Origin of the sequence: Luteimonas cucumeris (assembly GCF_007830035.1) — a bacterium.
Classification (GTDB): Bacteria; Pseudomonadota; Gammaproteobacteria; order Xanthomonadales; family Xanthomonadaceae; genus Luteimonas_C; species Luteimonas_C cucumeris.
On sequence record NZ_VLKN01000004.1, the window covers coordinates 402,415 to 427,619 of the forward strand.

Annotated in this window: 27 protein-coding genes; 14 read left to right on the forward strand and 13 right to left on the reverse strand. The window is 66.5% G+C overall.

Annotated features, from left to right (window positions below; all coding sequences use genetic code 11):
• Positions 1–74 precede the first annotated feature (74 nt).
• From IP90_RS10600 to IP90_RS10625, 6 genes are read left to right on the forward strand one after another with little or no spacing between them, the layout of a single operon-like run.
• Positions 75–2,912 carry a monovalent cation/H+ antiporter subunit A gene (locus IP90_RS10600; RefSeq protein WP_144899593.1) on the forward strand — a complete coding sequence of 946 codons (2,838 nt, stop codon included), beginning with the start codon at positions 75–77 and terminating at the stop codon, positions 2,910–2,912.
• Entirely contained in the window at positions 2,912–3,346 is a 435-nt protein-coding gene (locus IP90_RS10605; RefSeq protein WP_144899594.1) for a Na+/H+ antiporter subunit C, read from the forward strand. The genes IP90_RS10600 and IP90_RS10605 overlap by 1 nt, the downstream gene beginning before the upstream one ends.
• Positions 3,343–4,890, forward strand: coding sequence for a monovalent cation/H+ antiporter subunit D (locus tag IP90_RS10610; protein ID WP_144899595.1), 1,548 nt, complete (start codon positions 3,343–3,345; stop codon positions 4,888–4,890). Before IP90_RS10605 ends, IP90_RS10610 begins: the two co-directional genes overlap by 4 nt.
• Positions 4,887–5,372, forward strand: a complete 486-nt coding sequence (locus IP90_RS10615; protein WP_144899596.1) for a Na+/H+ antiporter subunit E — start codon at positions 4,887–4,889, stop codon at positions 5,370–5,372. The genes IP90_RS10610 and IP90_RS10615 overlap by 4 nt, the downstream gene beginning before the upstream one ends.
• A 38-nt stretch (positions 5,373–5,410) precedes the next feature.
• Positions 5,411–5,653: a K+/H+ antiporter subunit F gene (locus IP90_RS10620; protein WP_242007560.1), complete on the forward strand. Its 243-nt coding sequence runs from the start codon at positions 5,411–5,413 to the stop codon at positions 5,651–5,653.
• Entirely contained in the window at positions 5,650–5,994 is a 345-nt protein-coding gene (locus IP90_RS10625) for a Na+/H+ antiporter subunit G (protein WP_144899598.1), read from the forward strand. Before IP90_RS10620 ends, IP90_RS10625 begins: the two co-directional genes overlap by 4 nt.
• A gap of 63 nt (positions 5,995–6,057) precedes the next feature.
• Here IP90_RS10625 and IP90_RS10630 read toward each other — a convergent pair whose 3' ends face one another.
• Complete coding sequence (locus IP90_RS10630) at positions 6,058–7,011, reverse strand: sodium:calcium antiporter (RefSeq protein WP_144899599.1); 954 nt, start codon at positions 7,009–7,011, stop codon at positions 6,058–6,060.
• Between the two features lie 250 nt (positions 7,012–7,261).
• A complete protein-coding gene (locus tag IP90_RS10635) occupies positions 7,262–7,894 on the reverse strand; it encodes a lectin (RefSeq protein ID WP_144899600.1) in 633 nt (210 codons plus the stop codon).
• A 139-nt stretch (positions 7,895–8,033) separates the two neighbouring features.
• On the opposite strand from IP90_RS10635, the gene IP90_RS10640 reads away from it, so the two are divergent.
• A complete protein-coding gene (locus tag IP90_RS10640) occupies positions 8,034–8,585 on the forward strand; it encodes a hypothetical protein (RefSeq protein WP_144899601.1) in 552 nt (183 codons plus the stop codon).
• A gap of 6 nt (positions 8,586–8,591) precedes the next feature.
• Here IP90_RS10640 and hmgA read toward each other — a convergent pair whose 3' ends face one another.
• Together hmgA and hppD are read right to left on the reverse strand one after the other, a co-directional pair.
• Positions 8,592–9,887, reverse strand: a complete 1,296-nt coding sequence (gene hmgA / locus IP90_RS10645; RefSeq protein ID WP_144899602.1) for a homogentisate 1,2-dioxygenase — start codon at positions 9,885–9,887, stop codon at positions 8,592–8,594.
• A gap of 86 nt (positions 9,888–9,973) precedes the next feature.
• Positions 9,974–11,086: a 4-hydroxyphenylpyruvate dioxygenase gene (gene hppD / locus IP90_RS10650; protein WP_144899603.1), complete on the reverse strand. Its 1,113-nt coding sequence runs from the start codon at positions 11,084–11,086 to the stop codon at positions 9,974–9,976.
• Positions 11,087–11,184: 98 nt separating this feature from the next.
• On the opposite strand from hppD, the gene IP90_RS10655 reads away from it, so the two are divergent.
• Entirely contained in the window at positions 11,185–11,697 is a 513-nt protein-coding gene (locus IP90_RS10655; protein ID WP_144899604.1) for a MarR family winged helix-turn-helix transcriptional regulator, read from the forward strand.
• A 134-nt stretch (positions 11,698–11,831) separates the two neighbouring features.
• On the opposite strand, the gene IP90_RS10660 is transcribed toward IP90_RS10655, so the two are convergent.
• Together IP90_RS10660 and IP90_RS10665 are read right to left on the reverse strand one after the other, a co-directional pair.
• Positions 11,832–13,361 (reverse strand): peptide MFS transporter, encoded by a 1,530-nt coding sequence (locus IP90_RS10660; RefSeq protein WP_144899605.1) that lies wholly within the window; start codon positions 13,359–13,361, stop codon positions 11,832–11,834.
• A gap of 178 nt (positions 13,362–13,539) precedes the next feature.
• A complete protein-coding gene (locus IP90_RS10665) occupies positions 13,540–14,415 on the reverse strand; it encodes a tryptophan 2,3-dioxygenase (RefSeq protein WP_144899675.1) in 876 nt (291 codons plus the stop codon).
• Positions 14,416–14,729: 314 nt separating this feature from the next.
• On the opposite strand from IP90_RS10665, the gene pdhA reads away from it, so the two are divergent.
• The 5 genes from pdhA to IP90_RS10690 all read left to right on the forward strand — a co-directional run bounded on the left by pdhA (position 14,730) and on the right by IP90_RS10690 (position 19,143).
• The gene (gene pdhA, locus IP90_RS10670; RefSeq protein WP_144899606.1) at positions 14,730–15,803 is read left to right on the forward strand and encodes a pyruvate dehydrogenase (acetyl-transferring) E1 component subunit alpha; all 1,074 of its coding nucleotides are present in this window, start codon (positions 14,730–14,732) and stop codon (positions 15,801–15,803) included.
• Positions 15,800–16,846 (forward strand): alpha-ketoacid dehydrogenase subunit beta, encoded by a 1,047-nt coding sequence (locus tag IP90_RS10675; protein WP_144899607.1) that lies wholly within the window; start codon positions 15,800–15,802, stop codon positions 16,844–16,846. Before pdhA ends, IP90_RS10675 begins: the two co-directional genes overlap by 4 nt.
• The gene (locus tag IP90_RS10680) at positions 16,846–17,187 is read left to right on the forward strand and encodes an SH3 domain-containing protein (protein WP_144899608.1); all 342 of its coding nucleotides are present in this window, start codon (positions 16,846–16,848) and stop codon (positions 17,185–17,187) included. The genes IP90_RS10675 and IP90_RS10680 overlap by 1 nt, the downstream gene beginning before the upstream one ends.
• Before the next feature lie 20 nt (positions 17,188–17,207).
• Complete coding sequence (locus IP90_RS10685; protein ID WP_144899676.1) at positions 17,208–18,590, forward strand: dihydrolipoamide acetyltransferase family protein; 1,383 nt, start codon at positions 17,208–17,210, stop codon at positions 18,588–18,590.
• A 166-nt stretch (positions 18,591–18,756) separates the two neighbouring features.
• Positions 18,757–19,143 carry a VOC family protein gene (locus IP90_RS10690; RefSeq protein ID WP_144899609.1) on the forward strand — a complete coding sequence of 129 codons (387 nt, stop codon included), beginning with the start codon at positions 18,757–18,759 and terminating at the stop codon, positions 19,141–19,143.
• 21 nt (positions 19,144–19,164) lie between these two features.
• Here IP90_RS10690 and IP90_RS10695 read toward each other — a convergent pair whose 3' ends face one another.
• From IP90_RS10695 to IP90_RS10705, 3 genes are all read right to left on the reverse strand, one after another.
• Positions 19,165–20,259 carry a sensor domain-containing diguanylate cyclase gene (locus IP90_RS10695; protein ID WP_144899610.1) on the reverse strand — a complete coding sequence of 365 codons (1,095 nt, stop codon included), beginning with the start codon at positions 20,257–20,259 and terminating at the stop codon, positions 19,165–19,167.
• Positions 20,260–20,366: 107 nt separating this feature from the next.
• Positions 20,367–20,675 (reverse strand): hypothetical protein, encoded by a 309-nt coding sequence (locus tag IP90_RS10700; RefSeq protein ID WP_144899611.1) that lies wholly within the window; start codon positions 20,673–20,675, stop codon positions 20,367–20,369.
• 1 nt (position 20,676) lies between these two features.
• Entirely contained in the window at positions 20,677–22,032 is a 1,356-nt protein-coding gene (locus IP90_RS10705; protein ID WP_144899612.1) for a tryptophan--tRNA ligase, read from the reverse strand.
• A 157-nt stretch (positions 22,033–22,189) separates the two neighbouring features.
• Between IP90_RS10705 and IP90_RS10710 the strand changes: the two genes are divergently transcribed.
• On the forward strand, positions 22,190–23,011 hold the full coding sequence (locus IP90_RS10710; RefSeq protein WP_144899613.1) for a hypothetical protein: 822 nt from the start codon (positions 22,190–22,192) through the stop codon (positions 23,009–23,011).
• A gap of 96 nt (positions 23,012–23,107) precedes the next feature.
• On the opposite strand, the gene IP90_RS10715 is transcribed toward IP90_RS10710, so the two are convergent.
• From IP90_RS10715 to IP90_RS10730, 4 genes are all read right to left on the reverse strand, one after another.
• A complete protein-coding gene (locus tag IP90_RS10715) occupies positions 23,108–23,308 on the reverse strand; it encodes a CsbD family protein (protein ID WP_144899614.1) in 201 nt (66 codons plus the stop codon).
• Between the two features lie 226 nt (positions 23,309–23,534).
• Positions 23,535–23,690: an entericidin A/B family lipoprotein gene (locus tag IP90_RS10720; protein ID WP_144899615.1), complete on the reverse strand. Its 156-nt coding sequence runs from the start codon at positions 23,688–23,690 to the stop codon at positions 23,535–23,537.
• 172 nt (positions 23,691–23,862) lie between these two features.
• The gene (gene rocF / locus IP90_RS10725) at positions 23,863–24,786 is read right to left on the reverse strand and encodes an arginase (RefSeq protein WP_144899616.1); all 924 of its coding nucleotides are present in this window, start codon (positions 24,784–24,786) and stop codon (positions 23,863–23,865) included.
• The gene (locus IP90_RS10730; RefSeq protein WP_144899617.1) at positions 24,783–25,196 is read right to left on the reverse strand and encodes a rhodanese-like domain-containing protein; all 414 of its coding nucleotides are present in this window, start codon (positions 25,194–25,196) and stop codon (positions 24,783–24,785) included. The genes rocF and IP90_RS10730 overlap by 4 nt, the downstream gene beginning before the upstream one ends.
• Positions 25,197–25,205: the final 9 nt, after the last annotated feature.

The following is a 25,205-nucleotide window of genomic DNA, read 5'->3' on the forward strand; positions in this document are numbered from 1 at the left end:
CGACAGCGACCGAGCGGCGCCGACAGACGGTGTTGCTACACTCGACCATCCCGTTCGCGCATCCCCGTTCCGGCATGATCCCGCTGCTCGACATCCTGCTGGCCCTGCCGTTCGCGCTGGCGCTGGTCGTCGCGCTGCAACGACAGATGACGCGCACGCCGCTGGTGTGGCTGGCCGCGGCGGCGCCGTTGCTGGGCCTGGCGATACTGGGCGCGCTGACGCCGTCGGTGTTGCACGGCGAGGTGACCCGCGCCAGCCACGACTGGATCCCGCAACTTGGCATGGCCTTCACCCTGCGCCTTGACGGCCTGGCGTGGATGTTCGCCGGTCTGGTGCTGGCGATCGGCGCGCTGGTGATCATGTACGCGCGCTACTACCTGCGTGACGAGGACTGCTCGCCGCGCTTCTTCAGCTACCTGCTGCTGTTCATGGGCTCGATGCTGGGCGTGGTGCTGGCCGGTGACCTGATCCTGCTGCTGGTGTTCTGGGAACTGACCAGCATCAGCTCGTTCCTGCTGATCGGTTTCTGGACGCGGCAGCAGGACGCGCGCGAAGGCGCGCGCATGGCGCTGGCGATCACCGGCGGCGGCGGGCTGGCGCTGATGGGCGGCGTGCTGCTGCTCGGCCGCATCGTCGGAAGCTACGACCTGGACGTGGTACTGGCCTCGGGCGACCTGATCCGCGCCAGCGCGCTGTATCCATGGGCGCTGGGGCTGGTCTTGATCGGCGTGTTCACCAAGAGCGCGCAGTTCCCGTTCCACTTCTGGCTGCCGCACGCGATGGCCGCGCCGACGCCGGTGTCGGCCTACCTGCACTCGGCGACGATGGTCAAGGCCGGTGTGTTCCTGCTGGCGCGGTTGCATCCTGCGCTGGCCGGCAGCGATCTGTTCTTTTACGTCGTCACCGGCATCGGCGCGGTGACGCTGCTGCTCGGCGCGTGGTTCGCGATCTTCCAGCACGACCTCAAGGGGCTGCTGGCCTACTCGACGATCTCGCACCTGGGGCTGATCACGCTGCTGTTCGGGCTGTCGACGCCGATGGCGGTGGTCGCCGGCGTGTTCCACATCATCAACCACGCGATCTTCAAGGCCTCGCTGTTCATGGCCGCGGGCATCATCGACCACGAGACCGGCACCCGCGACATCCGCCGGCTCGGCAACCTGCGCCGCTACCTGCCCGACACCAGCATGCTGGCGATCGTCGCCTCGCTGGCGATGGCTGGGATCCCGCTGCTCAACGGCTTCCTGTCCAAGGAGATGTTCTTCGCCGAGACGCTGCAGATCCAGGGCCACCGCTGGATTCGCGACGCGATCGCTGTTGCGGCGCTGCTGTACGGCATGTTCGGCGTGGCCTACAGCCTGCGCTTCGTCTACGAGACGTTCTTCGGCGACGGCCCGCGCGCGCTGCAGAAGATGCCGCACGAACCGCCGCGCTGGATGAAAATCCCGGTCGCGGTGCTGGTGGTGCTGTGCGTGGCGATCGGCATCTTCCCGGCCGTCACCGTGGCGCCGGTGCTGCATGCGGCGGTGACCTCGATCCTGGGCGACGCGACACCCGACTACAGCCTGGCGATCTGGCACGGCTGGAGCCGGCCGTTGCTGATGAGCCTGGTCGGCATCGCCGGTGGAGTGGCGCTGTACTTCGGCCTGCGCCGGCTGTTCGACCTGCACACTATCGTGCGCCGTTCGCTGGGCCGGCACCTGTTCCGGATGAACGTCGACGCGTTGTACCGGCTGGCCGCGCGTTTCACCGCACTGGTCGCCAACGGCAGCCTGCAGCGCAGCCTGCTGTGGCTGGTGCTGGCGGCGATCGCCGCGGCCGCCGCGCCCTTCATCGGCAGCGACTTCGCCGACCTGCGTGCGTTGCGCGCGCCGCAGCCGATGCCGTGGCTGGGCTGGCTGCTGTGGCTGGTGCTGATCGCCTGCACGTTGTTCACGCTCAAGCTTTACCGGCAGCGGTTGCTGGCGCTGATCGTGATGGGCGGCGCCGGGCTGATGGTCAGCCTGGTGTTCGCGTTCCTGTCGGCGCCGGACCTGGCGCTGACCCAGATACTGGTGGAAATGGTCACACTGCCGCTGCTGCTGCTCGGCCTGCACTACCTGCCGCCGCGTTCGCCGCCCGAACGCGAACCGCTGCGGCGCTGGCGCGATGCGCTGGTGGCGCTGGTCGCCGGCAGCGGTGTGGCGATGCTGGCCTATGCAGTGATGACCCGACCGCGTGACACCATCGCCGGCGAGATGCTGGCGCGTTCGCTGCCCGAGGCGCATGGCAGCAACGTGGTCAACGTGATCCTGGTCGATTTCCGCGGCTTCGACACCTTCGGCGAGATCACCGTGTTCGGCATCGCCGCGCTGATCATCCACGCGCTACTGCGGCGCGCGCGCATGGCCCCGGAGAAGATCATGTCGGGGCCGCCGGTCAAGCTGCCGGTGCCGGCCGATCTGGCGCAGCTGATGTTCCCGTTGACCCTGACCGTGTCGGTGTTCCTGTTCCTGCGCGGCCACAACGCACCCGGCGGCGGCTTCATCGCCGGCCTGGTGCTGGCGGTGCCGCTGCTGATCCAGTACGTGATCCAGGGCGCTGCCTCGGTCGAGTCGCGGTTCGGCTTCGACTACGTGCGTTGCATCGGCGTCGGCCTGCTGGTCGCCGGCCTCGGCGGCGCCGGCGCGATGCTGCTCGGCTATCCATTCCTGACCAGTGGCTACGTGGACCTGCAGCTGCCGCTGGTCGGCGCGGTGCCGCTGAGCAGCGCGATGGTGTTCGATGCCGGCGTATACCTGGTGGTGTTCGGCAGCACCATGCTGATCCTGTCGATGATGGGCACGATCAAGCCCTCGCGCACGCGCGTGGCACAGATCGGCGTGATCGATCCCGGCCAGCGTTCCACCCGCACTTTGGAGCCCAACGCCTGATGGAATTCGCGATGGCCAGCGCGATCGGCGTGCTGACGGCGGCAGGCGTGTACCTGCTGCTGCGCGCACGCGGTTTCGACGTGATCCTCGGCCTGACCCTGCTGTCCTACGCCACCAACCTGCTGATCTTCGCTGGCGGCCGGCTGACACCGGGCAAGCCGCCGGTGCTGCGCGACGGCGTAGCCGCAAACCTGGTCAACTACACCGACCCGCTGCCGCAGGCGCTGGTGCTGACCGCGATCGTGATCGCGTTCGCGATGACCGCGGTCAGCATCGTGCTCGCGATCCGCAGCCGCGGCGACAACGACAGTGACCACGTCGACGGCCGCCGCGGCGAACGCCGCTATGCCGAGCACGAGCGCCAGCGCCATGAGCAGCTGCGCGAGCAGGCGCGCCGCGATGCCGGCGACGCCCACGACGGGGAGGACGCGTGAACCACCTGCCGCTGCTGCCGATCCTGATCCCGCTGTTCGCCGCGGCGCTGGCGCTGTTCTTCGAGCACCGCCGCTTCGGCATGGCCGCGCAGCGCGTGGTGTCGTGGTTGTCGCTGGCGGCGATGCTGGGCGTGACTTGCCTGCTGGTCGCGCGCGTCGCCGACGGACAGATCCTGGTCTACCTGCTCGGCGACTGGCCGTCGCGGCTGGGCATCAGCCTGATGCTCGACCGGCTGTCGGTGCTGATGCTGGCGCTCGGTCTGCTGCTGGCCGTCGCGGTGCTGCTGCACGCCTGCGCCGGCTGGGACCGGCGCGCGCCGCATTTCCACACCTTCTTCCAGCTGCAGCTGATGGGCCTGAACGGCGCCTTCCTGACCGGCGATGTGTTCAACCTGTTCGTGTTCTTCGAAGTGCTGCTGATCGCTTCCTATGGGTTGATGCTCAGCGGCGGCCGCGGCGAACGCATGCGCGCCGGCTTCCATTACGTCGCCTTCAACGTCGCCGCCTCGACCCTGCTGCTGATCGCACTGGGTCTGCTGTACGGCTTGCTCGGTACCTTGAACATGGCCGAGCTGGCGGTGCGCGTGTCGCAGGCGCCGGCGCAGGACCTGCGCCTGATCGAGGCCGCAGGCGGGTTGCTGATCGTGGTGTTCTGCGCCAAGGCGGCGCTGCTGCCGCTGTATCTGTGGCTGCCGGAAACCTATACGCATGCACCAGCGTCGGTCGCCGCGCTGTTCGCGATCATGACCAAGGTCGGCCTGTACGCGGTGTTGCGCATCAACCTGCTGGTGTTCGGTGCCGCCGCCGGACCGTTGTCGGGATTCGCCTGGCACTGGCTGCTGCCGCTGGGCGTGGTCACCCTGGTGATGGCCTCGCTCGGTGTACTGGCCGCGACGCGGCTGCGGCTGCTCGCGTCCTACCTGGTGCTCGCTTCGGCAGCGACGCTGTTCATCGCCTTCGCGCTGGCGCGGGCGGAAACGATCAGCGCCGGCCTCTACTACCTGGCGCACAGCACCTTCGCCGGCGCCGCACTGTTCCTGATCGCCGACCTGGTGCAACGCCGGCGCGGTGAGGCCGGCGACCGCAAGGACGTGGTGGTGGAATTGCCGGACAAGACGCTGCCGGCGCTGCTGTTCCTGGTTGCCGCGGTGTCGCTGGCCGGCTTGCCGCCGCTGTCCGGCTTCGTCGGCAAGTTGCTGTTGCTGGCGGCGGTGCCGGCCGGGGCGACCACGCTGTGGATCTGGCTGGCGGTCCTGGGCACCGGTTTCATGACCCTGGTCGGACTGGCGCGCGCCGGCACGCGCTTGTTCTGGCGGGTCGAGCCCGCTTCCGAAACGCGCACCGGCGGCGACGCGGTCCTGCCGCACGCACCCGCGCGTGCGCTGGAAACCGCCGCCACCGTGCTGCTGCTCGGCTACGGCGTGGCGATGGTGCTGGCGGCGGCGCCGATCCTGCGCTACCTGCAGGCCACCGCGACGCAGTTGCAGGTGCCGGCCGACTACGTCGAGCAGTTGCGCGCCGGCGAGCCGAGGACGCCGCGATGAAACGCTGGATGCCTTCCTGGCCGCTGAGCCTGGCCGTGTTCTGCTTTTGGCTGCTGATGAATTCGGAGATCAGCTGGGGCCACACCGTGCTCGGCGCGATCCTCGCGATCGTGGTGCCGCTGTTCGCCGCGCGCCTGGACCGCGAGTTCGCGCAGATCGGCCGCCTGCGCCAGGCGCCGAGGATGCTGCTGATCCTGCTGCTCGACATCGTCCATTCCAACATCACCGTCGCGCGCCAGGTGCTGGGCGACGAGCGCAAGATCCACCCCGGCTTCATCTGGGTGCCGCTGGACATCGCCAACATCCACGGCATCGCCGCGCTGACCAGCATCATCACCCTGACTCCGGGCACCGTGTCCTCGGTGCTTTCCGACGACCGCCGCCATCTGCTGGTGCACGTGCTCAACCTGCAGGACGCGGACAAGATCATCGCCCATATCAAGCAACGCTACGAAGCCACCCTGATGGAGATCTTCCCGTGAGCGCCGAAACGCTGATCGAATACGCCATCATCGGCTCGATGTGCACGGTCGGGCTGTCGATGCTGCTGGCCACCTGGCGCCTGCTACGCGGGCCGAGCGTGCCCGACCGGGTCCTGGCGCTGGACACCCTGTTCGTCGCCGCCATCGCCGAACTGATGCTGTTCGGCATGCACCTGGGCACGCCAATCTATTTCGAGGTCGCGCTGATCATCGCGATGCTCGGCTTCGTAGGCACCGTGGTGCTGAGCAAGTACGTGCTGCGCCGGGACATCGTCGAATGAGCGCCGTGTTCTCGCTGCTGCTGGTGCTGCTGCTGGTGGTCGGCAGCTTCTTCATCCTGGTCGGTTCCATCGGCCTGGCCAGGCTGTCGGACTTCTTCAAGCGCCTGCACGCGCCGACCAAGGCAACCACGCTCGGCGTCGGCTGCATCCTGTTGGCCTCGGTCGGCTACCACGCCTTCCTCGGCGTCGACCCGCAGCCGCGCGAACTGCTGATCACCGCGTTCCTGTTCATCACCGCGCCGATCAGCGCGCACATGATGGCCAAGGCTGCGCTGTCGCTGAAGATGGCCGAGCGGCCGCCGCAGCCGGAGACGACGCCATCCGATGATGGCGAGGCCTGATGCCGCAGCCCTTTGTGCAGGTCGTAGGCGCGCCGCTTCGCCCTTGAAGGGAAAGGAGATCAGCTACAGCAACAACAGCAGCACTTCCAGCGTCAGCCACAGCACGAACGCTGCCAGCAGCACCGCACCTTCGCGGCGGTTGATGCGCAGGTCGCCGCGCAGCATCGGATACAGCGCGACGGCGAAGGCCAGCGCCGCCGGCAGTTCGAAGCGCACGAACGATGCCGGCAGCGGCAGGTCGCGGACCACCGCCATGCCGCCAACGATCAGCAGCAGGTTGAACAGGCTGGAACCGATCACGTGGCCTGCGACCATGTCGCCACGACCGCTGCGCGCAGCGGCGATCGCGGCTGCGATTTCCGGCAGGGCGGTACCGATCGCCACCACCAGCAGGCCGGTGAGCATCGGTTCCATGCCCAGCGCCAGCCCGAGCGCCGGCGCATGGTCGACCACCAGGCGTGCACCGAAATACAGCAGCACGGCGGCCAGTACGAAGCGCAGCAGATTCAAGCCGAGGTCATTGCTGGTCCTGGCAAAGGCAGTGATCGCGTCCTGCACTTCCGGCGTTTCGCGACGCGTGCGCAGCAGCGCGAACGCCAGCACCGCGAAGAATGCCAACACCAGGATCGCGCCTTCGAGACGGCTCAGCACGCCATCCAGCCCGAACACGATCATCGCGATGCTACCGGCGATGAAGCACAGCAACAACGGCGCCAACGCACGCCAGCGCACCAGCAGTGGCGCGGCCAACGCGGCCGCACCCAGCGTCAATCCGAAATTGACCACGTTGCTGCCGACGGCATTGCCCAATGCCAGCGCCGGGCTGCCGACCCAGATCGCGCGCGCATTGACCGCCAGTTCCGGCAGCGACGTGCCGAATGCGACCAGCAGCAGTCCCGCCACGAAGGGCGATGCGCCAAAGCGCTGTGCCAGGCCGGAGGCGCCCTTGACGATCGAATCCCCACCCAGCGTGAGCAGGATCAGGCCGAACACGAAAAAGGCCAAGGCTTCCAGCATCGCCGCATCTCCCCAGGTCGGTCGCCCGATTCTATGCCCTGCCCTCGGGAATCGGGAATCGGGAATCGGGAATCGGGAATCGGGAATCGGGAATCGGGAATCGGGAATCGGGAATCGGGAAAGAGCATGCGGCCCCTATCCCAAGCTGTCATCCCGAACGCAGCGAGGGACCTGCTTTCTGCTCTCGCATGAGCAACGATCCTCTCGCATAACGACAGGCACCCACATAAAAGAACACGACGCTCCCGATCTACGAACACCCCTCCACATAATCCACCTGCGGCGGCACGCCGACATGCCAGGCGGTGACCTTGCCCGCGGCGTCGACCTCGAACACGATCGCGCTGGCGCCATCGGTCGATTTGATGCGCAGGTTGTGGCCTCCTTCGACGTACTTGTGCGGCCGCTGCTCTACACGTCCGGCATAGGCCGCCTCGATGTCGTCGGCCGTCATGCCCACCTGGCCGCCGCCGGGCGCGACATCGGCTGCGCTCTCCACGTCGTAACGAACGAACCTGCCATCCGCGAACATCAATGCCGGCCAGCCCAGGCCGTCGGCCTGCTTCGGGCGCAGGTAATAACAGGCGCTGTCGGCGCCCGGTATACCGGCCAGTTCGCCTTCCCAGGCCTGCTTGACCGCGTCGGCGTCCATGCCGAAACGTGCCTGGCCGTAGCCCTGGTAAGTCGCGGCCGTCGGGCCAGGCGCTGTCGTGGCCGGCGGCTCGCCGACCGGTGCGGTCGCAGGCGGCACGTCTTCCACCGGTTGATCGAGCGGTTCTGCCTGCGGCGGGGTGGTCGCGGCATCCTGAGGCGCTGCGCGTTCGGCGGTGCAGGCCGACAGCGCGAATGCCAGCAGGGCAAGCACGGGAATCGATGGTTGCATGCGATGTGCTCCGACGGAAAGACGCCAGCCTAGGCCCAGGGCGTGAACGCATAGCGAACAGGCCGTCGTTCGCATCTCGCTGTCATGATCGTTTCATGCGTGGCATCCAGCATGGCGGGCCACCGCCGAGCCCGCGCCCATGCGCCCGCAGAAGACCGAAAAAGCGCGCAGTGCGCTGCGCGATCGCCCCGCCGAAGTCAGCGTGCTGGAACGCCGTGTGCTGATCCTCTGCGATGGCCTGCGCAGCCTGGATGAGGTCGCGGACCTGCTCGGCGCGCAGGCGCGCGTGGCGTCGGAACGCCTGCTCCAGGACGGCTACCTGGCCGGCATCCCGGCGCCGACGTCGCAGGCGCCGGTCGCCATCGCAGCGATCGAGCGCGAGCAGGATCCTGCGATGCCGGCGTCGAGCCGGCGTTCCATCGCTGCCGCCAAGATGTACGTGATCGACATGCTGCAGCTGCAACGCGGTGCCGAAGCGACCGCCATCGCAATCTCGCTGCGTACCAGCCGCGATCCGGAAGAACTCGCCGCGCACGTGCTGCTGGCCTTGCGCCACATCCACGCGGCGACCAGCCCCAGTTACAGCCGTCGCGTCGCCGCGCGCCTGGCCGAGATCATGCCGGAGCAATACCTGGCCGAACTTGGCGTATTCCACGATGCCCTGTTCGCGGACGAAGCAATGCCCGCCTGACCGTCCTCAACCCTGCGGCGAGAAGTTCCTGCGCAGGCCCGCCCAGCACTGCTGGTAATCGCGCTGGCGGTGTGCCGCATCCAGCGCCTGCCGCGTCGGTGCGATCACCGCGCGCGTCTCGAACATGAAGGCCATCGTGTCGGCGATCACGTCGGGCTTGGACAAGTCCGCATTCGAAGCCTTGTCGAAGGTGGCTGCATCAGGGCCGTGTCCGCTCATGCAGTTGTGCAGGCTGGCGCCACCGGGGGCGAAGCCTTCGGCCTTGGCGTCGTAGGCGCCATGCACCAGGCCCATGAATTCGCTGGCGACATTGCGGTGGAACCACGGCGGCCGGAACGTGTGCTGCGCCACCAGCCAGCGCGGCGGGAAGATCACGAAATCCAGGTTGGCCGTGCCGCGCGTGTCGCTGGGCGAGGTCAGCACGGTGAAGATGCTCGGATCGGGATGATCGAAACTGATCGATCCGATCGCGTTGAAACGACGCAGGTCGTACTTGTACGGCGCGTAGTTGCCGTGCCAGCCGACCACGTCCAATGGCGAATGCCCGATCGGCGCGCGCCACAGATGCCCCTGGAACTTGGCGATCAGTTCGAAATCGCCGTCGAGGTCCTCGTAGGCCGCATTCGGCGCCAGGAAATCACGCGGATTGGCCAGGCCATTCGCGCCGATCGGGCCGAGGTCCGGCAGGCGCAGCATCGCCCCGAAGTTCTCGCAGACATAGCCGCGCGCCGCGCCGTCCGGCAGTTCGACACGGAAACGGATGCCGCGCGGGATCACCGCGATCTCCTGCGGCGCCACGTCCAGCACGCCGAGTTCTGTCGCGATCCGCAGCGCGCCGTGCTGCGGCACGATCAGCAGTTCGCCGTCGGCGTCGCAGAAATAGCGGCCTTCCATCGACCGGTTGGCGGCGTACAGGTGGATGCCGACGCCATGCTGCGCGGCGGCACTGCCGTTGCCGGCCATGGTGAACAGGCCGCCGATGAAATCGGTCGGCGCCTCCGGCAGCGGCAACGGATTCCAGCGCAGCTGGTCCGGCGTCACCGGCTCGTGTCCGAACGAGTTGTTGAAGTGCAGCTGTTGGAATGGCTCGAACGTGCCGTGCATCGCCGCCGGGCGGATGCGATACAGCCAGCTGCGTCGGTTCTCGCCGCGCGGCGCGGTGAACGCGGTGCCGGACAGCTGCTCCGCGTACAGGCCATGCGCGACCTTCTGCGGCGAATTCTGGCCGTCGGGCAGCGTGCCGGGCACGGCTTCGGTCGCGAACTCGTTGCCGAAGCCGGATTGGTAGCCGTTCGATTTCATGTCGAATCCGTGAGTGGGCTCATACCACCGATCATTGCATCTGACGGTCAGGGATGGCGGGCCTGGGCCCGCCCTACGCACTCCGCCTACAGCACGCCGCGCTTGATCTGGTCGCGTTCGATGCTTTCGAACAGAGCCTGGAAGTTGCCTTCGCCGAAACCTTCGTTGCCCTTGCGCTGGATGATCTCGAAGAAGATCGGGCCGATCGCGTTCTGGGTGAAGATCTGCAGCAGCTTGCGCTGGTGCGTTTCCGGATCGGCGTCGATCAGGATCTTGTTGCGCGCCAGGCGCGGCACGTCCTCGCCGTGGTTGGGCACGCGCTGGTCGATCACGTCGAAATAGGTGTCCGGCGTGTCGAGGAACTCGACGCCCTGGTCGCGCATCGCTTCCACCGTTGCGTAGATGTCGTCGGTAAAGCAGGCGATGTGCTGGATGCCCTCGCCCTTGTAGGCGTCGAGGTATTCGTTGATCTGCGACTTCGGGTCGTTCGACTCGTTGAGCGGGATGCGGACGATGCCGTCCGGCGCGGTCATCGCCTTGGACACCAGCCCGGTCTTGGCGCCCTTGATGTCGAAGTAGCGGATCTCGCGGAAGTTGAACAGCCGCTCGTAATAATCCGACCACTTCTGCATGTTGCCGAAGTAGAGGTTGTGGGTCAGGTGGTCGATGAAGGTCAGCCCGAACCCGCGCGGATTCTGATCGGCACCCTGCACCGGCAGGTAGTCGTCGTACATGCTGCCCTTGTCGCCATAGCGGTCGACCAGGTACAGCATGCAGTCACCGATGCCCTTCACCACCGGCGCATCGACGGCGCGGCTGTCGGGCTTGTGGTCGATCGCCTCGCCGCCGTTGCCCAGCACGGTCTTCAGCACTTCCTGGCCGGGCTTCCTGAAGCGGATCGCGAAGCCGCAGGCGCAGGGGCCGTGTGCCTTGGCGAAATCCGCCGCGAACGAATCCGGATCCTCGTTGACCAGGAAGTTCACGCCGCCCTGGCGGTACAGGGTGATCGGCCGCGACTTGTGATGCATGACCGCGATGAAGCCCATCTTGCGGAAGTAGTCGTGCAGCAGTTCACCCTGGCCCTGCGGCGCGGCGAATTCGACGAACTCGAAACCGTCGATGCCCATCGGGTTCTCGAAGGTGGTGACCTGCATGCCGAGGTTGAGCGGGGCGGCGGCGGATTGCGGTTGCGCGTTCATGGGGTCTCCTGCGTGTTGCGGCGCGGCTTGCCAGTACGATGCGAACGTTATAGTTTCATATGAAACCATTTGCAAGGCGCAGTGCAACAATGCCGGCCATGCCTGCCTCGAACTCACATCCCGGAAACGCCTCGTCGCCGCACGCGACCGAACCGCACGCGGTGCTGGAGCTGGAAAGCTTCCTGCCCTATCGCCTGTCGGTCCTGTCGAACCGGGTCAGCGGCATGATCGCCCGCATCTACACCGAGCGCTTCGCGCTGGGCGTCACCGAATGGCGGGTGATGGCGGTGCTCGGGCGCTATCCGGACCTGTCGGCCAACGAGGTCGCGCAGCGCACCGCGATGGACAAGGTCGCCGTCAGCCGCGCGGTCGCGCGCCTGATCGAGGCCGGACGCCTGCAGCGCGACACCCACGATGACGACCGTCGCCGCTCGGTGCTGCGCCTGTCCGAGTCCGGTTACCGGATCTACGACGAAGTCGCGCCGCTGGCGCTGGAATTCGAGCGCCGCCTGCTCGGCGACCTCAGCGAGGCCGAACGCAAGCTGCTGTTCCGCCTGATCGATCGGCTGGACGAACTGGAATTCCGCGTCGAGGCGGAAACGGCTGGCTGAATCCCAAGACTGTCATCGAGCATCGCGAGGGATCTGCTTGTTCGCTCGCGAGGGGATCGACAGCAGATCCCTCACTGCGTTCGGGATGACGATCCGGCAAAGCCGCGCCGGCGGAGCCGGCGCGGGCCGGATCGTCACTTCACGCCGTGCATCAGCTTCTGGATCAGCGGCGCGATCAGGAACAGCAGCACGCCCGCGCCGAGCAGCGCCCAGAAGCCGAAGGTATAGCCGCTCAGCGCCGAGTCCGTGGTCATGCCGGTCTCGCCGCTGACGATGCCGGCAAAGATGCCCGACAGGTTGTTGCCGATGCCGGTCGACAGGAACCAGCCGCCCATGCCGAAACCGACCAGGCGCATCGGCGCCAGCTTGGTCACCATCGACAGGCCGATCGGCGACAGGCACAACTCGCCGACCGACTGGATCACGTAGACCATGAACAAGGTCCAGAACGGGATCTTGCCGGCGTCGCTGACCAGGCTCGACAACGCGAACATCAGCAGCAGGAACGCCAGGCCATTGAAGATCAGGCCCAGACCGAACTTGCGCGGGATCGAAGGCTCGATGTTGCGCCGTCCCATCCAGACCCAGATCACCGCCACGATCGGCGCCAGCGCGATGATCGCGATCGAATTCACCGACTGGAACCAGGCATTGGGGAAGATGAAGCCGCCTGCGGCGCCGAGGTCGCGGTCGACGATCTTGTCGGCCAGGAAGGTGAAGGAACTGCCGGCCTGTTCGAAGAACATCCAGAACAGCACGTTGAACGCGAAGATGATCAGCATCGCGATCACCTTGTCGCGCTGGACCTTGCCTTCGCGGATGCCTTCCACCATCAGCATCAGGCATAGCGCAATGAACATCACCAGCAGCACCCAGGCCAGCGCGGTGGCGCCGAGCTTGGCGAGCAGGAAATACACCAGCGGGATCGCGACGATCGCGCCGACCATCACGTACATCACCCTTGCGGAACTGGTGCCTCCCTGCGGCGGCAGGCCGATGCCCTTCAGTTCGCTGCGACCGAACCAGAACCAGACCAGGCTGATCAGCATGCCGATGCCCGACGCGATGAACACGTACTTGTATTCGGGCATCAGTTCGGTGCCGAACACGCGGTTGGCGAGGATGCCGGTCAGGATCGGCGCAAGGAAGGCGCCGGAGTTGATGCCCATGTAGAAGATGGTGAAGCCGGCATCGCGACGGCCGTCGGCCACGCCATACAGCTTGCCGACCATCGTGGAGATGTTGGGCTTGAACAGGCCGTTGCCGACGATGATCGTGGCCAGACCGAACTCGAAGATGCGCGGATCGGGCACCGCGATCATGAACAGGCCGGCGGACATGATCGCCGCGCCCAGCAGGATCGATCGCTGGTAACCGAGCACGCGGTCGGCGATGTAGCCACCGAAGATCGCGGCCGCATAGACCAGCGCCAGGTAGGCGCCATAGGTGCGGTTGGCCGGCGCCTCGCCGCTGGCGTCGCCGCCATGGAACTGCGCCACGATGTACAGCACCAGCGCCCAGCGGATGCCGTAGAACGCGAAGCGTTCCCAGAATTCGGTCATGAACAGCATCCACAGCGGACGCGGGTGGCCCATCACCTGGGCGAATTCCGGTGGCTGCGACGGGATGGATTCTGGTTTAGGCGTGATGCTGTCGACGCTCATGGCGGCCCCTGTGTTCGCGGATTCCGAGCCCGCACGGAGGCACGGGACGCGCGAGCATTACCGACCGATGCCGGCCGCGTCAAACCGGATGGCTAAAATTTGGCCATGCTGCTTTGCAGCAACGTTTGCGCGCTGTGCCGCTGTGACCCGGCGCATGGCACTGGGCACGAACAGCGATTCAATAGCCGGGGCGTGGGTCGGCGGCACCGATCAGGGTGCGTACTTCGAACAGCTCGGGGAAAAAGGTCAGTTCCAGTGCCTGCCGCAGGAAGCCCACCCCCGAGGAACCGCCGGTGCCGCGCTTGAAACCGATGATGCGCATCACCGTGCGCATGTGCCGGAAGCGCCACAGCTGGAACTGGGATTCCAGGTCGACCAGGTCCTCGCACAGGTGGTAGGCCTCCCAGTGCGTGCGCGTGTCCTCGTAGATGCGCTCGAACACCGGCAGCAGGCGCGGATCGGACACATGCGGTTTCGACCAGTCGCGCTCCAGCAACTCGGCTGGAATCGCATGCCCGCGACGCGCCAGGAAACGCAACGTCTCGTCGTACAGGCTCGGCGATTCCAGCGCCTCGCGCAGCACCCGCGTGGCGGCATCGTCGTGTGCGAACACCTTCAGCATCTCGGCATTCTTGTTGCCGAGCAGGAATTCCATGGTGCGGTACTGGACGGACTGGAAGCCGGATGAAGGACCGAGCAGTTCGCGGAACTCCATGTATTCGGAGGGCGTCAGCGTCTCCAGCACTGCCCACATCTCAGTCAGCTGGCGCAGCACCTGCTTGCAGCGCGAAAATATCTTCTGGCAACGGTCCAGCCGGTCCGCGCGCAGGTGCACTACCGCCGCGCGCAACTCGTGCACCATCAGCTTGATCCACAGCTCGGCGACCTGGTGCTGGACGATGAACAGCAGTTCGTCATGATGCGGCGGATCCGTCACCGGCTGTTGTGCCGACAACAACTGGTCCAGGCGCAGGTAACCGCCATAGGTCAGCCGCCCGGACAGTTCGGTGTGGATGCCGGTTTCCAGGGGGCGCTGGTTGTCTTCGATGTTCATGCCGGAACGGGAACCATCCTGCTGCAGTGCGGCTGCAAGGGTAACTGATTGCATTGGTGCAGGCGTCATGCGCACGTTCGCGAAAAGCAGTCGTAGCCACGAACCAACGCAGCGCCGGCGTTTGACGGCCGGGTGCGGATGCGCCATTCCAGTGCAACAAGTCACCCATACAACGGCGTATGCGTCCCCACGTTTCATCACGGCGTTCGCGCGGGCGGCCCCGGTGCGCCGCTGCCCGCCACCCTGCCGCAACGCGCAACGGTCCTTAACGGCGCAGCGGTTATCATGCGGGTTTCACCGCATACGAGTCCGCGATGACCCTCGCCGCGCAATTCGAAATCGAATACCTGCAATACCTCGGTCCAGACGGCAAGCTGGTCGGCAAGCTGCCGCCGGCCGTGACCGACGCCAAGGCGTTGCTGCCGCTGTTCAAGCAGATGTTGTTCGTGCGTACCTTCGACAGCAAGTCGATCGCGCTGCAGCGCACCGGCAAGCTCGGCACCTATGCCTCCTGCCTGGGCCATGAGGCCACGCACGTCGGCATCGGCGCATCGATGCAGCCGGAGGACGTATTCGCACCGAGCTACCGTGAGTACGGCGCGCAGTTTATGCGCGGCGTGAGGCCGCGCGAAGTGCTGATGTACTGGGGCGGCGACGAGCGCGGCAACGATTTCGCCGGTCCGAAGAACGACTATCCGTGGTGCGTGCCGATCGCCACGCAGTGCCTGATGGCCGCCGGCGCCGCGCTGTCGTTCAAGCTGCGCAAGCAGGACCGGATCGCGGTGTCGTGCTGCGGCGACGGCGGCTCGTCGAAGACCGACTTCTACGCCGCGCTGAATTCCGCCGGCGCCTACACGCTGCCGCTGGTGCTGTGCGTGATCAATAACGGCTGGGCGATCTCGGTGCCGCGTTCGGCGCAGACCGGTGCCAAGACGCTGGCGCAGAAAGGCCTGGCCGGCGGACTGCATTGCCTGCAGGTCGACGGCAACGACCTGATCGCGGTGCTCGAAGGCATGCGCCGCGCTACCGAGCGCGCGCACAACGGCGAAGGCGGCAGCGTGATCGAGTTCATGACGTATCGCCTGCACGACCACACTACCGCCGACGACGCGCGCCGCTACCGCGGCGAGGACGAGGTCAAGGCCGCTTGGACGCGCGAACCGATGACCCGCCTGCGCACCTTCATCACCGCCGAGAAACTGTGGGACGAGGCGCAGGAAAAGGCCTGGCTGGAAGAATGCGGCCGCCTGGTCGACATCGAGATCAACGCCTATCTGGAAACGCCCGTGCAACCGGTCGAGGCGATGTTCGACTACCTCTACGCCGATCCGCCGCCGGACCTGCTCGAGCAGCGTGCGGCCGCCATTGCACTGGAGCAGCGCGCATGAGTGCCACCGCACCGATCCGGACCGCAGCGGGCAAGCCCAATGCAGCGCCCGCGGCTTCCACACCGACCGCGATCACGCTGATCGAGGCCATCACCCAGGCACTGGCCTACGAAATGCGCAACGACGACGCCGTCGTCGTGCTGGGCGAGGACGTCGGCGTCAACGGCGGCGTGTTTCGCGCCACCGCCGGCCTGTCGCAGACCTTCGGCACCGAACGCGTGCTCGACACGCCGCTGGACGAGACCACCATTGCCGGCCTCACGGTCGGCATGGCCTCGCAGGGCATGAAGCCGGTCGCCGAGGCGCAGTTCGACGGCTTCATGTATCCGATGGTCGACTTCATCGTCTGCCATGCCGCGCGCATGCGCTACCGCACGCGCGGCCGCCTGAGCTGTCCGATGGTGCTGCGCGTGCCGTGGGGCGGTGGCATCCGTGCGCCGGAGCACCACTCCGAAGCCAACGAGGCGATCTTCACCAACGTCCCGGGCCTGCGCGTGGTGATGCCATCGTCGCCGGCGCGCGCCTACGGCCTGTTGCTGGCCGCGATCCGCGACCCGGATCCGGTCATCTTCATGGAACCCAAGCGCATCTATCGCCAGTACAAGGAGATCGTCGCCGACGATGGCGAGGCCTTGCCGCTGGACGTGTGTTACGTGCTGCGCGACGGCAGCGATGTCACGCTGGTGACGTGGGGCGCGCAGGTCAAGGAAGCGCTGGAAGCGGCCGACAAGCTCGCCGGCGAAGGCATCAGCGCGGAAGTGATCGACGTTGCGACGCTGCGCCCACTGGATTTCGCCACGATCGCCGAATCGGTCGGCAAGACCGGACGCTGCGTGATCGTGCACGAAGCCCCGAAGACGGCGGGCTTCGGCGCGGAGATCGCCGCGCGCCTGGCCGAGGAATCGATGTACGACCTGGTCGCACCGGTGCAGCGCGTGACCGGCTACGACACGCACATCCCGCTGTTCCGTCTCGAAATGAAATACCTGCCCAGCGTCGACAAGATCGTCGCGGCGGCGAAGCGGACGCTCGCGGCGAGCTGATGCGACGCGCCCGCGTCATCGCCGAGCACCGCGCGCCGGATCGTCCCGCGATCCGGATCGCACCCGGCGATGCGGTGACGCTGGGCGAGCGCGACAGCGACTGGCCGCAGTTCGTCTGGACCACGCTGGCCAACGGACTCGGTGGCTGGATACCGTCGGCGCTGTTCGATCGCGAACGCGGCGACGCCACCGCCCAGCAGGATTACGACACGCGTGAACTGGACGCCGACATCGGCGAACTGCTGACGCTGCACTACGAACTGGCCGACTGGTGGTGGGCCGAGAACACGCACGGCGCGAGCGGCTGGATTCCGGCGCGCGCCATCGAAATCATTGAATGACCGAATTGAAGAGGATCGACATGGCCGACAAGAAACCCTTCCTGCTGCCTGACCTCGGCGAAGGCCTGCCCGACGCGACCATCGTCGAGTGGTTCGTCAAGGTCGGCGACACCATCAGGCTGGACGAGCCACTGGTGTCGATGGAAACCGCCAAGGCGGTGGTCGAGGTGCCTTCGCCGGTGTCCGGCAAGGTGCTGACGCTGGCCGGCGGCGAAGGCGACGTGATCGTCACCGGCAGCGTGCTGGCCGAATTCGAAGTCGATCCCAGCCTCCCGCAGCGCGCCGAAGGCCAGGACACCGGCCATCACCACGGCCCACCGAAAGGCGCGGGCAGCCAGGCACCGAGCGACGGCGACAAGGTCATCGCTTCCGACGAAGGCGGCGAGATCAGCGAAACCGGCCAGAGCCAGCGCGAGGACAGCGGTACTGTGGTCGGCGCGATGCAGAGCTCCGACGCCGTGCGCAGCGAACAGGCGATCGCGGTCGGCGGTGTCAAGGCGATGCCGGCGGTGCGCGCGCAGGCGCGCAAGCTCGGCGTCGACCTGTCGCGCGTGCGCGGCAGCGGTGCCGACGGCGTGGTGACGATGGACGACGTGAAACGCGCTGCCGCCGACGGCAGCGCCAAGGCGGGTGCCGCCGCACCGGTTGCACGTACGGCGCCGCAGGCCGCTCCCGTCGCCGCACCGGGCCGCGACGCCTCGCAGCGCACCGCGCTGTCCGCGTCCGGCAAGCCGATGCGCACCCAATCGCCGTCGGTCAGCGTCAGCGGCCAGCCCGAACAGCTCAAGGGCGTGCGCCGCAACATGGCACGGGTGATGGCCGATGCGCATGCCAAGGTGGTGCCGACCACGCTCAGCGACGATGCCGACATCCACGCCTGGGCGCCGGGCAACGACGTCACCGGCCGCCTGGTGCGCGCGATCTGCGCCGCCGCCAAGGCCGTGCCGGCGCTCAATGCGTGGTTCGACGGCGACAAGCTGACCCGCACGCTGCACCCGCAGGTCGACATCGGCATCGCGGTCGACACCGACGACGGCCTGTTCGTGCCGGCGCTGCGCAATGCCGACGTGCTCGACGCGCGCGGCGTGCGCGAAGCGGTCAACCGCCTGCGGTCGCAGGTCGAGGATCGCAGCATCCCGGCATCGGAGCTCAGCGGCTACACGATCTCGCTGTCCAACTTCGGCATGTTCGCCGGCCGTTACGCGACGCCGGTGATCGTGCCGCCGACGGTGGCGATCGTCGCGGCGGGCCGCGGCCGCCACCAGATCACTCCGGTGATCGGCGGCTTCGAATCGCACAAGGTGATCCCACTGTCGCTGACCTTCGACCATCGCGCCTGCACCGGCGGCGAGGCCGCCCGCTTCCTGAAGGCGATGCTGGACGATCTGGCGTTGCCGCAGTAAGGCCGGGAATCGGGAATCGGGAATCGGGAATCGGGAATCGGAAAAGCATGTCATCCCGAGCGCGGCGAGGATCCTGCTTGTGCGTTCGTTAAAGCAGATCCCTCGCTGCACTCGGGATAGAGTCGGCATGCATAAACACGACACCCGGATGACACGGAGAATCGCCATGACGCACCGCAGCCGCCTCTCCACCTTCGTCCTCGACTGCAAGGTCGATGACCTGGCCCCGCATGTCGAGTTCTGGAGCAAGGCGCTGGGCAAGCCCGTCGCCGCCGTCGACCAGGATGGCGACGGCAAGTACGCCGAACTCCAGGTCGCCGCCGACGAGCCGATGCTGTTGCTGCAGAAGGTCGACCACGACAGTCGCATCCACTTGGACATCGAAAGCGACGACGTCGAGGCCGAGGCCGATCGGCTGGAGAAGCTGGGCGCGCGCAGGATCGGCAAATGCCATACCTGGTGGGTGATGGAAGCCCCCAGCGGCCACCGCTTCTGCGTGGTGCGCAAGCAACGCGATCCGTTCGGCCCGCACCTCAACACCTGGAACGACTGAGTACGCCGATCGCGCGGGCGATCACAGGCGCGGCGTGTCGTCCGCGGCGACGCGGTTGCGACCAGCGGCCTTGGCCCGATACAGCGCCTGGTCGGCGCGTTCGAACACCTGTTCCGGCGTGTCCTGCGCCGGATCCCCGGCGGCGACGCCGATCGAGACGCTGACCGGGAACGGCAACGGCGCGCGCATCACGTTCAGGCGGATGCGTTCGGCCACCACGTAGGCAGCCGACAGCGGCGTGTCGATCAGCACCACCAGGAATTCCTCGCCGCCGTAGCGCACGGCGATGTCGTCCTGTCGCACCGAACGAGCGATGACTTCCGCCACCGCGCGCAGTACCTCGTCGCCGATCAGGTGGCCGTGGCGATCGTTGACCTGCTTGAAATAATCGATGTCTACCATCGCCAGCGTGTAGCTGGCCGCCTCGAGCTTCTGCATCTCGTCAGGCCGCTGGCGCAGCTGCGCCAGCGCGGTGCGATTGAGCAGGCCGGTCAGCGGATCGTGGGTGGCGGCGTGCTGCAGGTCCTCGTTGCGACGCTGCAGCTCGACACTGGCATGTTCCAGCCGCTCCGCGTCGGCTGCGCGCTGCTGCAGCAGGTTCTGGTGCAGCACGTGCCGACGCAGCTCGAGCAGGTGCTGGGTCTGGCGCGCCAGCGCGGCGAGCGCATCGCGCTGCTGCGGCGTCAGCACGCGCGGCTGGTGGTCCATCACGCTCACCACGCCCAGGGCGTAGCCATCGGGACTGCGCAGCGGCACGCCTGCATAGAAGCGCAGTGGCTTGCCGGCCGCGTCGAGCGGCCGCATCGGCGTGCGTGGATCCTGTTCCAGGTCCGGCACTTCCAGCGGCTGCCTCGGCGTGCGGATGGCGATATCGCAGACCGCCTCGCTGCGCGGCGTCTCGCGCACGCCCAGTCCGATGCTGGCCTTGAACCACTGACGATCGCGGTCGATCAGGGCCACGCTGGAAACAGGCACATCACAGATCGCACAGGCCAACTGCGCAATGTCGTCGAACGCCTGTTCCTGGCCGCTGTCGAGGATGGCATAACTGTCGAGCGCCCCAAGACGCTCGCTTTCATGGACATCCGCACTGATTTCGGCTGCTGACGCGCTCATGCCCTGGAGTCTGGCCGCACTGCTGTCGGGTGCCAGTGCAAAGTCGCAGAAGACGCATTCACTTTCTGTGGAGGAGTGCGCGGTTTCGGCTTTGCCCGCGTGACGCTTCAGCCGCGGGCCAACCAGCGCGCACGCGCGACGTAAGCGATGGCCAGCACCAGCAGGAATGCGCCATAGGCGACGGACGTGGCCAGGACCTGCTTCCACATGCCGCCCCAGCGCGGATCGGCGTAGCCATGCGACCACCACATGGTCAGCACGAACGCCGCCAGCGACGACGCCAGCGCGAGGCTGTCGTAGAGGCGGCGGCGACCATCGCGCGGCTGGCGCGGATACAGCCAGTACAGCACACCAAGGATCAGCAGCCACGGCAGGAACAGGATCAATGCGAGATTGAGCGAGACCAGCGGATTCATGTCAGGCGTCCGCCTCGGCCAGCGTCGCCAGTGCCGCTAGGATTTCCTCGATCGTCGCATCCTCGGCCAGCTTGCCGACCAGTTCCTGGCCAAGGTGCACGCCCTCGCCTGCCACGTGGTGGAGCATCGCCGCGCCTTCGTTCTTCAGCCGGCCGATGCGCATGCCTGCATCCTTGGGCGAGTCGAAGCCGATGCTCTGCAACAGCACGCGTTCGCCATGCACCAGCTTGAAATAGAAGCGGCCGTCCGCCTCGCGGTATTGCTTGAACTGCGGTGCGATGTTCCGGGTCGCCGTCGCCTTGCCGATGGCCTGCGTCACCAGAGACAGGTCACGTAGACCGACCGCGTCACGCAACCGTTCCAGCAACGGCGTCGCATAAGCCGCACGCACCCGTTGTGCTCCATCGCGCAACTGTTCCTCGATGCGTTGCGGATGCGCGATCAGTGCCTGGTAACGCTCGCGTACCGGCGCGATTTCGGCATCGATGCGCTCGAACAACTGCTGCTTCGCATCACCCCAGCCGATGCCATCGGCAAACGCCTGGCGCATCGCGTCGGTTTCACCGCTGGATGCGAAGGCCTGGTACAGCTGGAACACATGCGAGCCGTCGACTTCCTTGGCCTCGCCCGGCGCCCTGGAGTCGGTCACGATCGAGAAGATCAGTTTCTTCAACTGTTCGCGCGAAGCCGACAGGGGAATCACGTTGTCGTAGCTCTTGGACATCTTGCGGCCATCGAGGCCGGGCAAGGTCGCGACGTGCTCCTCGATCACCGCTTCCGGCAAGTTGAAATATTCGCCGAACAGATGATTGAAACGCTGGCCGAAATCGCGCGCCATCTCGATGTGCTGCACCTGGTCGCGCCCGACCGGCACCTTGTCGGCATTGAACACCAGGATGTCGGCCGCCATCAGCACCGGGTACATGAACAGTCCGGCAGTGATCGCCGTATCGTCGTCCTCGCCGTCGGCGCGGTTCTTGTCGACCGCGGCCTTGTAGGCATGGGCGCGATTGAGGATGCCCTTGCCGGCGACGCAGGTCAGCAGCCAGTTCAGCTGCGCGATCTCGGGAATGTCGGACTGTCGGTAGAACCAGACCTTGCCCGGATCCAGCCCGGCTGCCAGCCACGACGCGGCGATTTCCAGCGTCGAACGCTGCACGCGCTCGGGCGACTGCAGCTTGATCAGGCTGTGCAGATCGGCCAGAAAGTAGAAGCTCTCCACGTCGGCACGCTGGCTGACCGCGACCGCCGGCCGGATCGCGCCGACGTAGTTGCCGAGATGGGGCGTACCGGACGTGGTGATGCCGGTGAGGACGCGGGTCCTGCGACTGGATGCGTTGGGATTGGAGTCATTCATGGCCGCCAGTTTACCCGCTGCCCTGCCCCGCCCCTCCAGCCGCCACCTTTTTTGCCGCCATCCCGAACGCCTGCAACTCCCAAAAAAACGCAGAAGCCCAACCCCATCTGCGATTCCGGCCCGTTTGCAGTCGTGCTTCCCCACTGGAGACGCCGCCATGATTCGAAAACTGTTGTTGACCACGGCCCTGATCGTGGCCGCCGCCACCGCCTGCCAGCCTGCGTCGGCGCGTTCGCTGGTGGACATCGACCTCATCGATCGCACCACCGGCCAATGGCTGCCCGAGTACCCGTACCGCGGCCGCAGCTATGTGCCGGGCGAAGCCGGCCATCGCTATACGGTGCGCCTGACCAATACCAGCGGCGAACGCGTGCTGGTGGTGCTGTCGGTGGACGGCGTCAATGCGGTCGATGGCCGTACCGCGCACCCATCGCAGGCCGGTTATGTGCTGGCGCCCTGGCAGAGCACCGAAATATCCGGCTGGCGCAAGTCGATGGATGAAGTCGCCCAGTTCTACTTCACTGAACTGCCGGACAGCTATGCGGCACGCACGGGCCGCCCGGACAATGTTGGCGTGGTCGGCATCGCTGTATTCCGCGAAGCGCGACCGCGCCATTACGACCCGCCGTATCCGCGTGCGTACCCGCAGGCCCGTGACGAGGCCGCAGATGCTTCCGGTGCACCAGCTGCGAAGTCGTCGCGCGCGATGGCTGCCGAAACCGAAGCGGCATCGTCGATGCGACGCGAGAGCGCGCCACAACGGATTGGCACCGGCCACGGTGCGCGCGAATGGTCGCCGGTGGCCGGCACCGACTTCGTCCGCGCGAGTTCACGTCCGGCGCAGGTGACGCAGCTGCGCTATGACGATCCCGTCGCCCTGGCGACGATGGGTATCCTGCCTCGACCGCTGCCGTACTGGGGAAGGGACGAGCCGCGCGCCTTCCCCGGCGCATTCGTCGCCGATCCGCCCGGCGGCTGACGGCACCCCGTACCGGTTCACTCATGAAGAGGCCGGCGAAATGCCGGCCTCCGATCTGGAAATGTCTGGAGAATTGCGCGTGCGGTCAACGGCACGTCAGTTCAACGTACTCTCGAAATCACGCACTTCGCGTTCTGCGCGATCGCGATCCCAGCCGTACTGTTCCTGCAGCTTGCCGGCGAGATACTTGCTGTCACCACTGGCGACATCGAAGACGTCGTCGGTAAGGTCGCCCCACTTGGCCTGGGCCTGGCCTTTGAGCTGGGTCCACTTGCCTGCAATGATGTCTTTGTTCATGGCTCTTCCTTCTTCTGCTCACGGCAAGGATTCCTGCCGCGCAGCCAGAATGCCGGCGCCCGCCTTCAAGCGAGGTCAAGATTGCGTTGTTGCGAAGTTGTATCCGCTGAGGCATTCACGCGCGGATGAATGCATGGAGAAACGAGGATCGCGCGTTCATCGGCTGAAAAAAACGGGCCGGATCGCTCCGGCCCGTGGTGTTCTGCAGTTCGCACCTGACTTTGTATCAGGGCGTCTCGGTGCCGCCGGTGTCGTTGGCGGTATCTTCGATCTTCTCGCCCGCCTTCTTCACGTCCTGGCCGGCGCCCTTGACCGTGTTGCACGCACTGAGCGTGCCGAGCGAGAACATGGCGAGCAACATCAGGGCAATCAAACGCTTCATGGGGCCTCCTGTAGGAACATTCGGGTCCGGACCGCGGCTGCAGCCCTTCGCCGCCTATGGAACCGCAACCGGCCGTGAAGCCGGTGTGCAGTGAACGCCTTATCCCGGCCGCTGCCGAAACCTGATGTGAATGGACCATGGCAGGCGAGCGCACCCGAGTGCCGCCGGCACCTTAGTCGCGCATCAGGGTCGACTTTCCGAACAGGCTTTCGACCAGGTCGACCGCCAGCTCCGCGGTGGCGTTGTGGCTGTCGAGTGCGGGGTTGAGTTCCATGATGTCGAGCGAACCCATGCGGCCGCTGTCGGCGATCATCTCCATCACCAGCTGCGCTTCGCGATAGTTCGGTCCGCCCGGAACGGTGGTGCCCACCCCGGGTGCGATGCTGGGATCGAGGAAATCGACGTCGAAGCTGACGTGCAGGTGCGTGTCCTCGTCGACGCCATCGAGCGCGGCTTCCATGGTGCGCTTCATGCCGACTTCGTCGATATAGCGCATGTCGTAGACGTCCAGCCCATGCTGCTGGATCAGTTTCTTCTCCGGCGGGTCGACCGAGCGTATTCCTATCTGCCGGATCTGGTCGGGACGCATCGCCGGGACATGACCGCCGAGACCGGTAAGCACGTCCGGCCCGAGCCCACAGGCGCACGCGACCGGCATGCCATGGATGTTGCCGGACGGCGTGACCTCATGCGTGTTGAAGTCCGAGTGCGCGTCCAGCCACAGCACGCGCAGCTTCCTGCCGCTTTCGCGGCAATGCCGTGCGACCGCGCTCAGCGAACCGATCGCCAGGCAATGATCGCCACCGAGCAGGATCGGCATGCGCCCGGCGCGGAATTCGGCGCCCAGCGCTTCCATCACCGCACGGTTCCAGGCAACGACCTCGTCGAGGTGACGATAGCCGTCGACCGGCGGCTGCCATGGATTGCGTGGGCCGATTACATCGCCGCGATCGACCACCTCGATGCCACGCGCGCTCAACGCATCTCCGATTCCGGCGATTCGCAGCGCTTCCGGCCCCATGCTCGACCCGCGATGGCCGGCACCGATATCGGTCGGTGCGCCGATCAGCGATACCGGCGGAAAGCTGCGGCTCATGGTGTTTTCCCTGGGGTTTGCAATGGTGTGGGTGTCGCGGTTTCGACCGGCAGGCCCGAGGCCTGCCAGCCCAGCCAGTTGCCTTCGAGCTCCCGCACGCGAAAACCGTTCCGTACCAGCACTTCCTCGGCGATGGCCGAACGTCGCCCGGTGCGGCAATACACCACGATCCCGCGGGCAGGATCCAGTTCGCCGAGCCGATCCTGCAGCTGGTCGTGCGGGATCAGCACCGCCTGTGGCACGTGGCCGTCGGCGAATTCCTGTTCGCTCCGCACATCCAGCACCAGCGGTGCCGGTGACCTGGACTGCAACATGGCCTGCAGTTGCGCCGGCGCGACCCGCTCGGCCGCGCTGCCGGCAAATGACGACAGCAGCAACAACGCCAGCACGGATTCGCGCATTCGAGGCATCGCGTACTC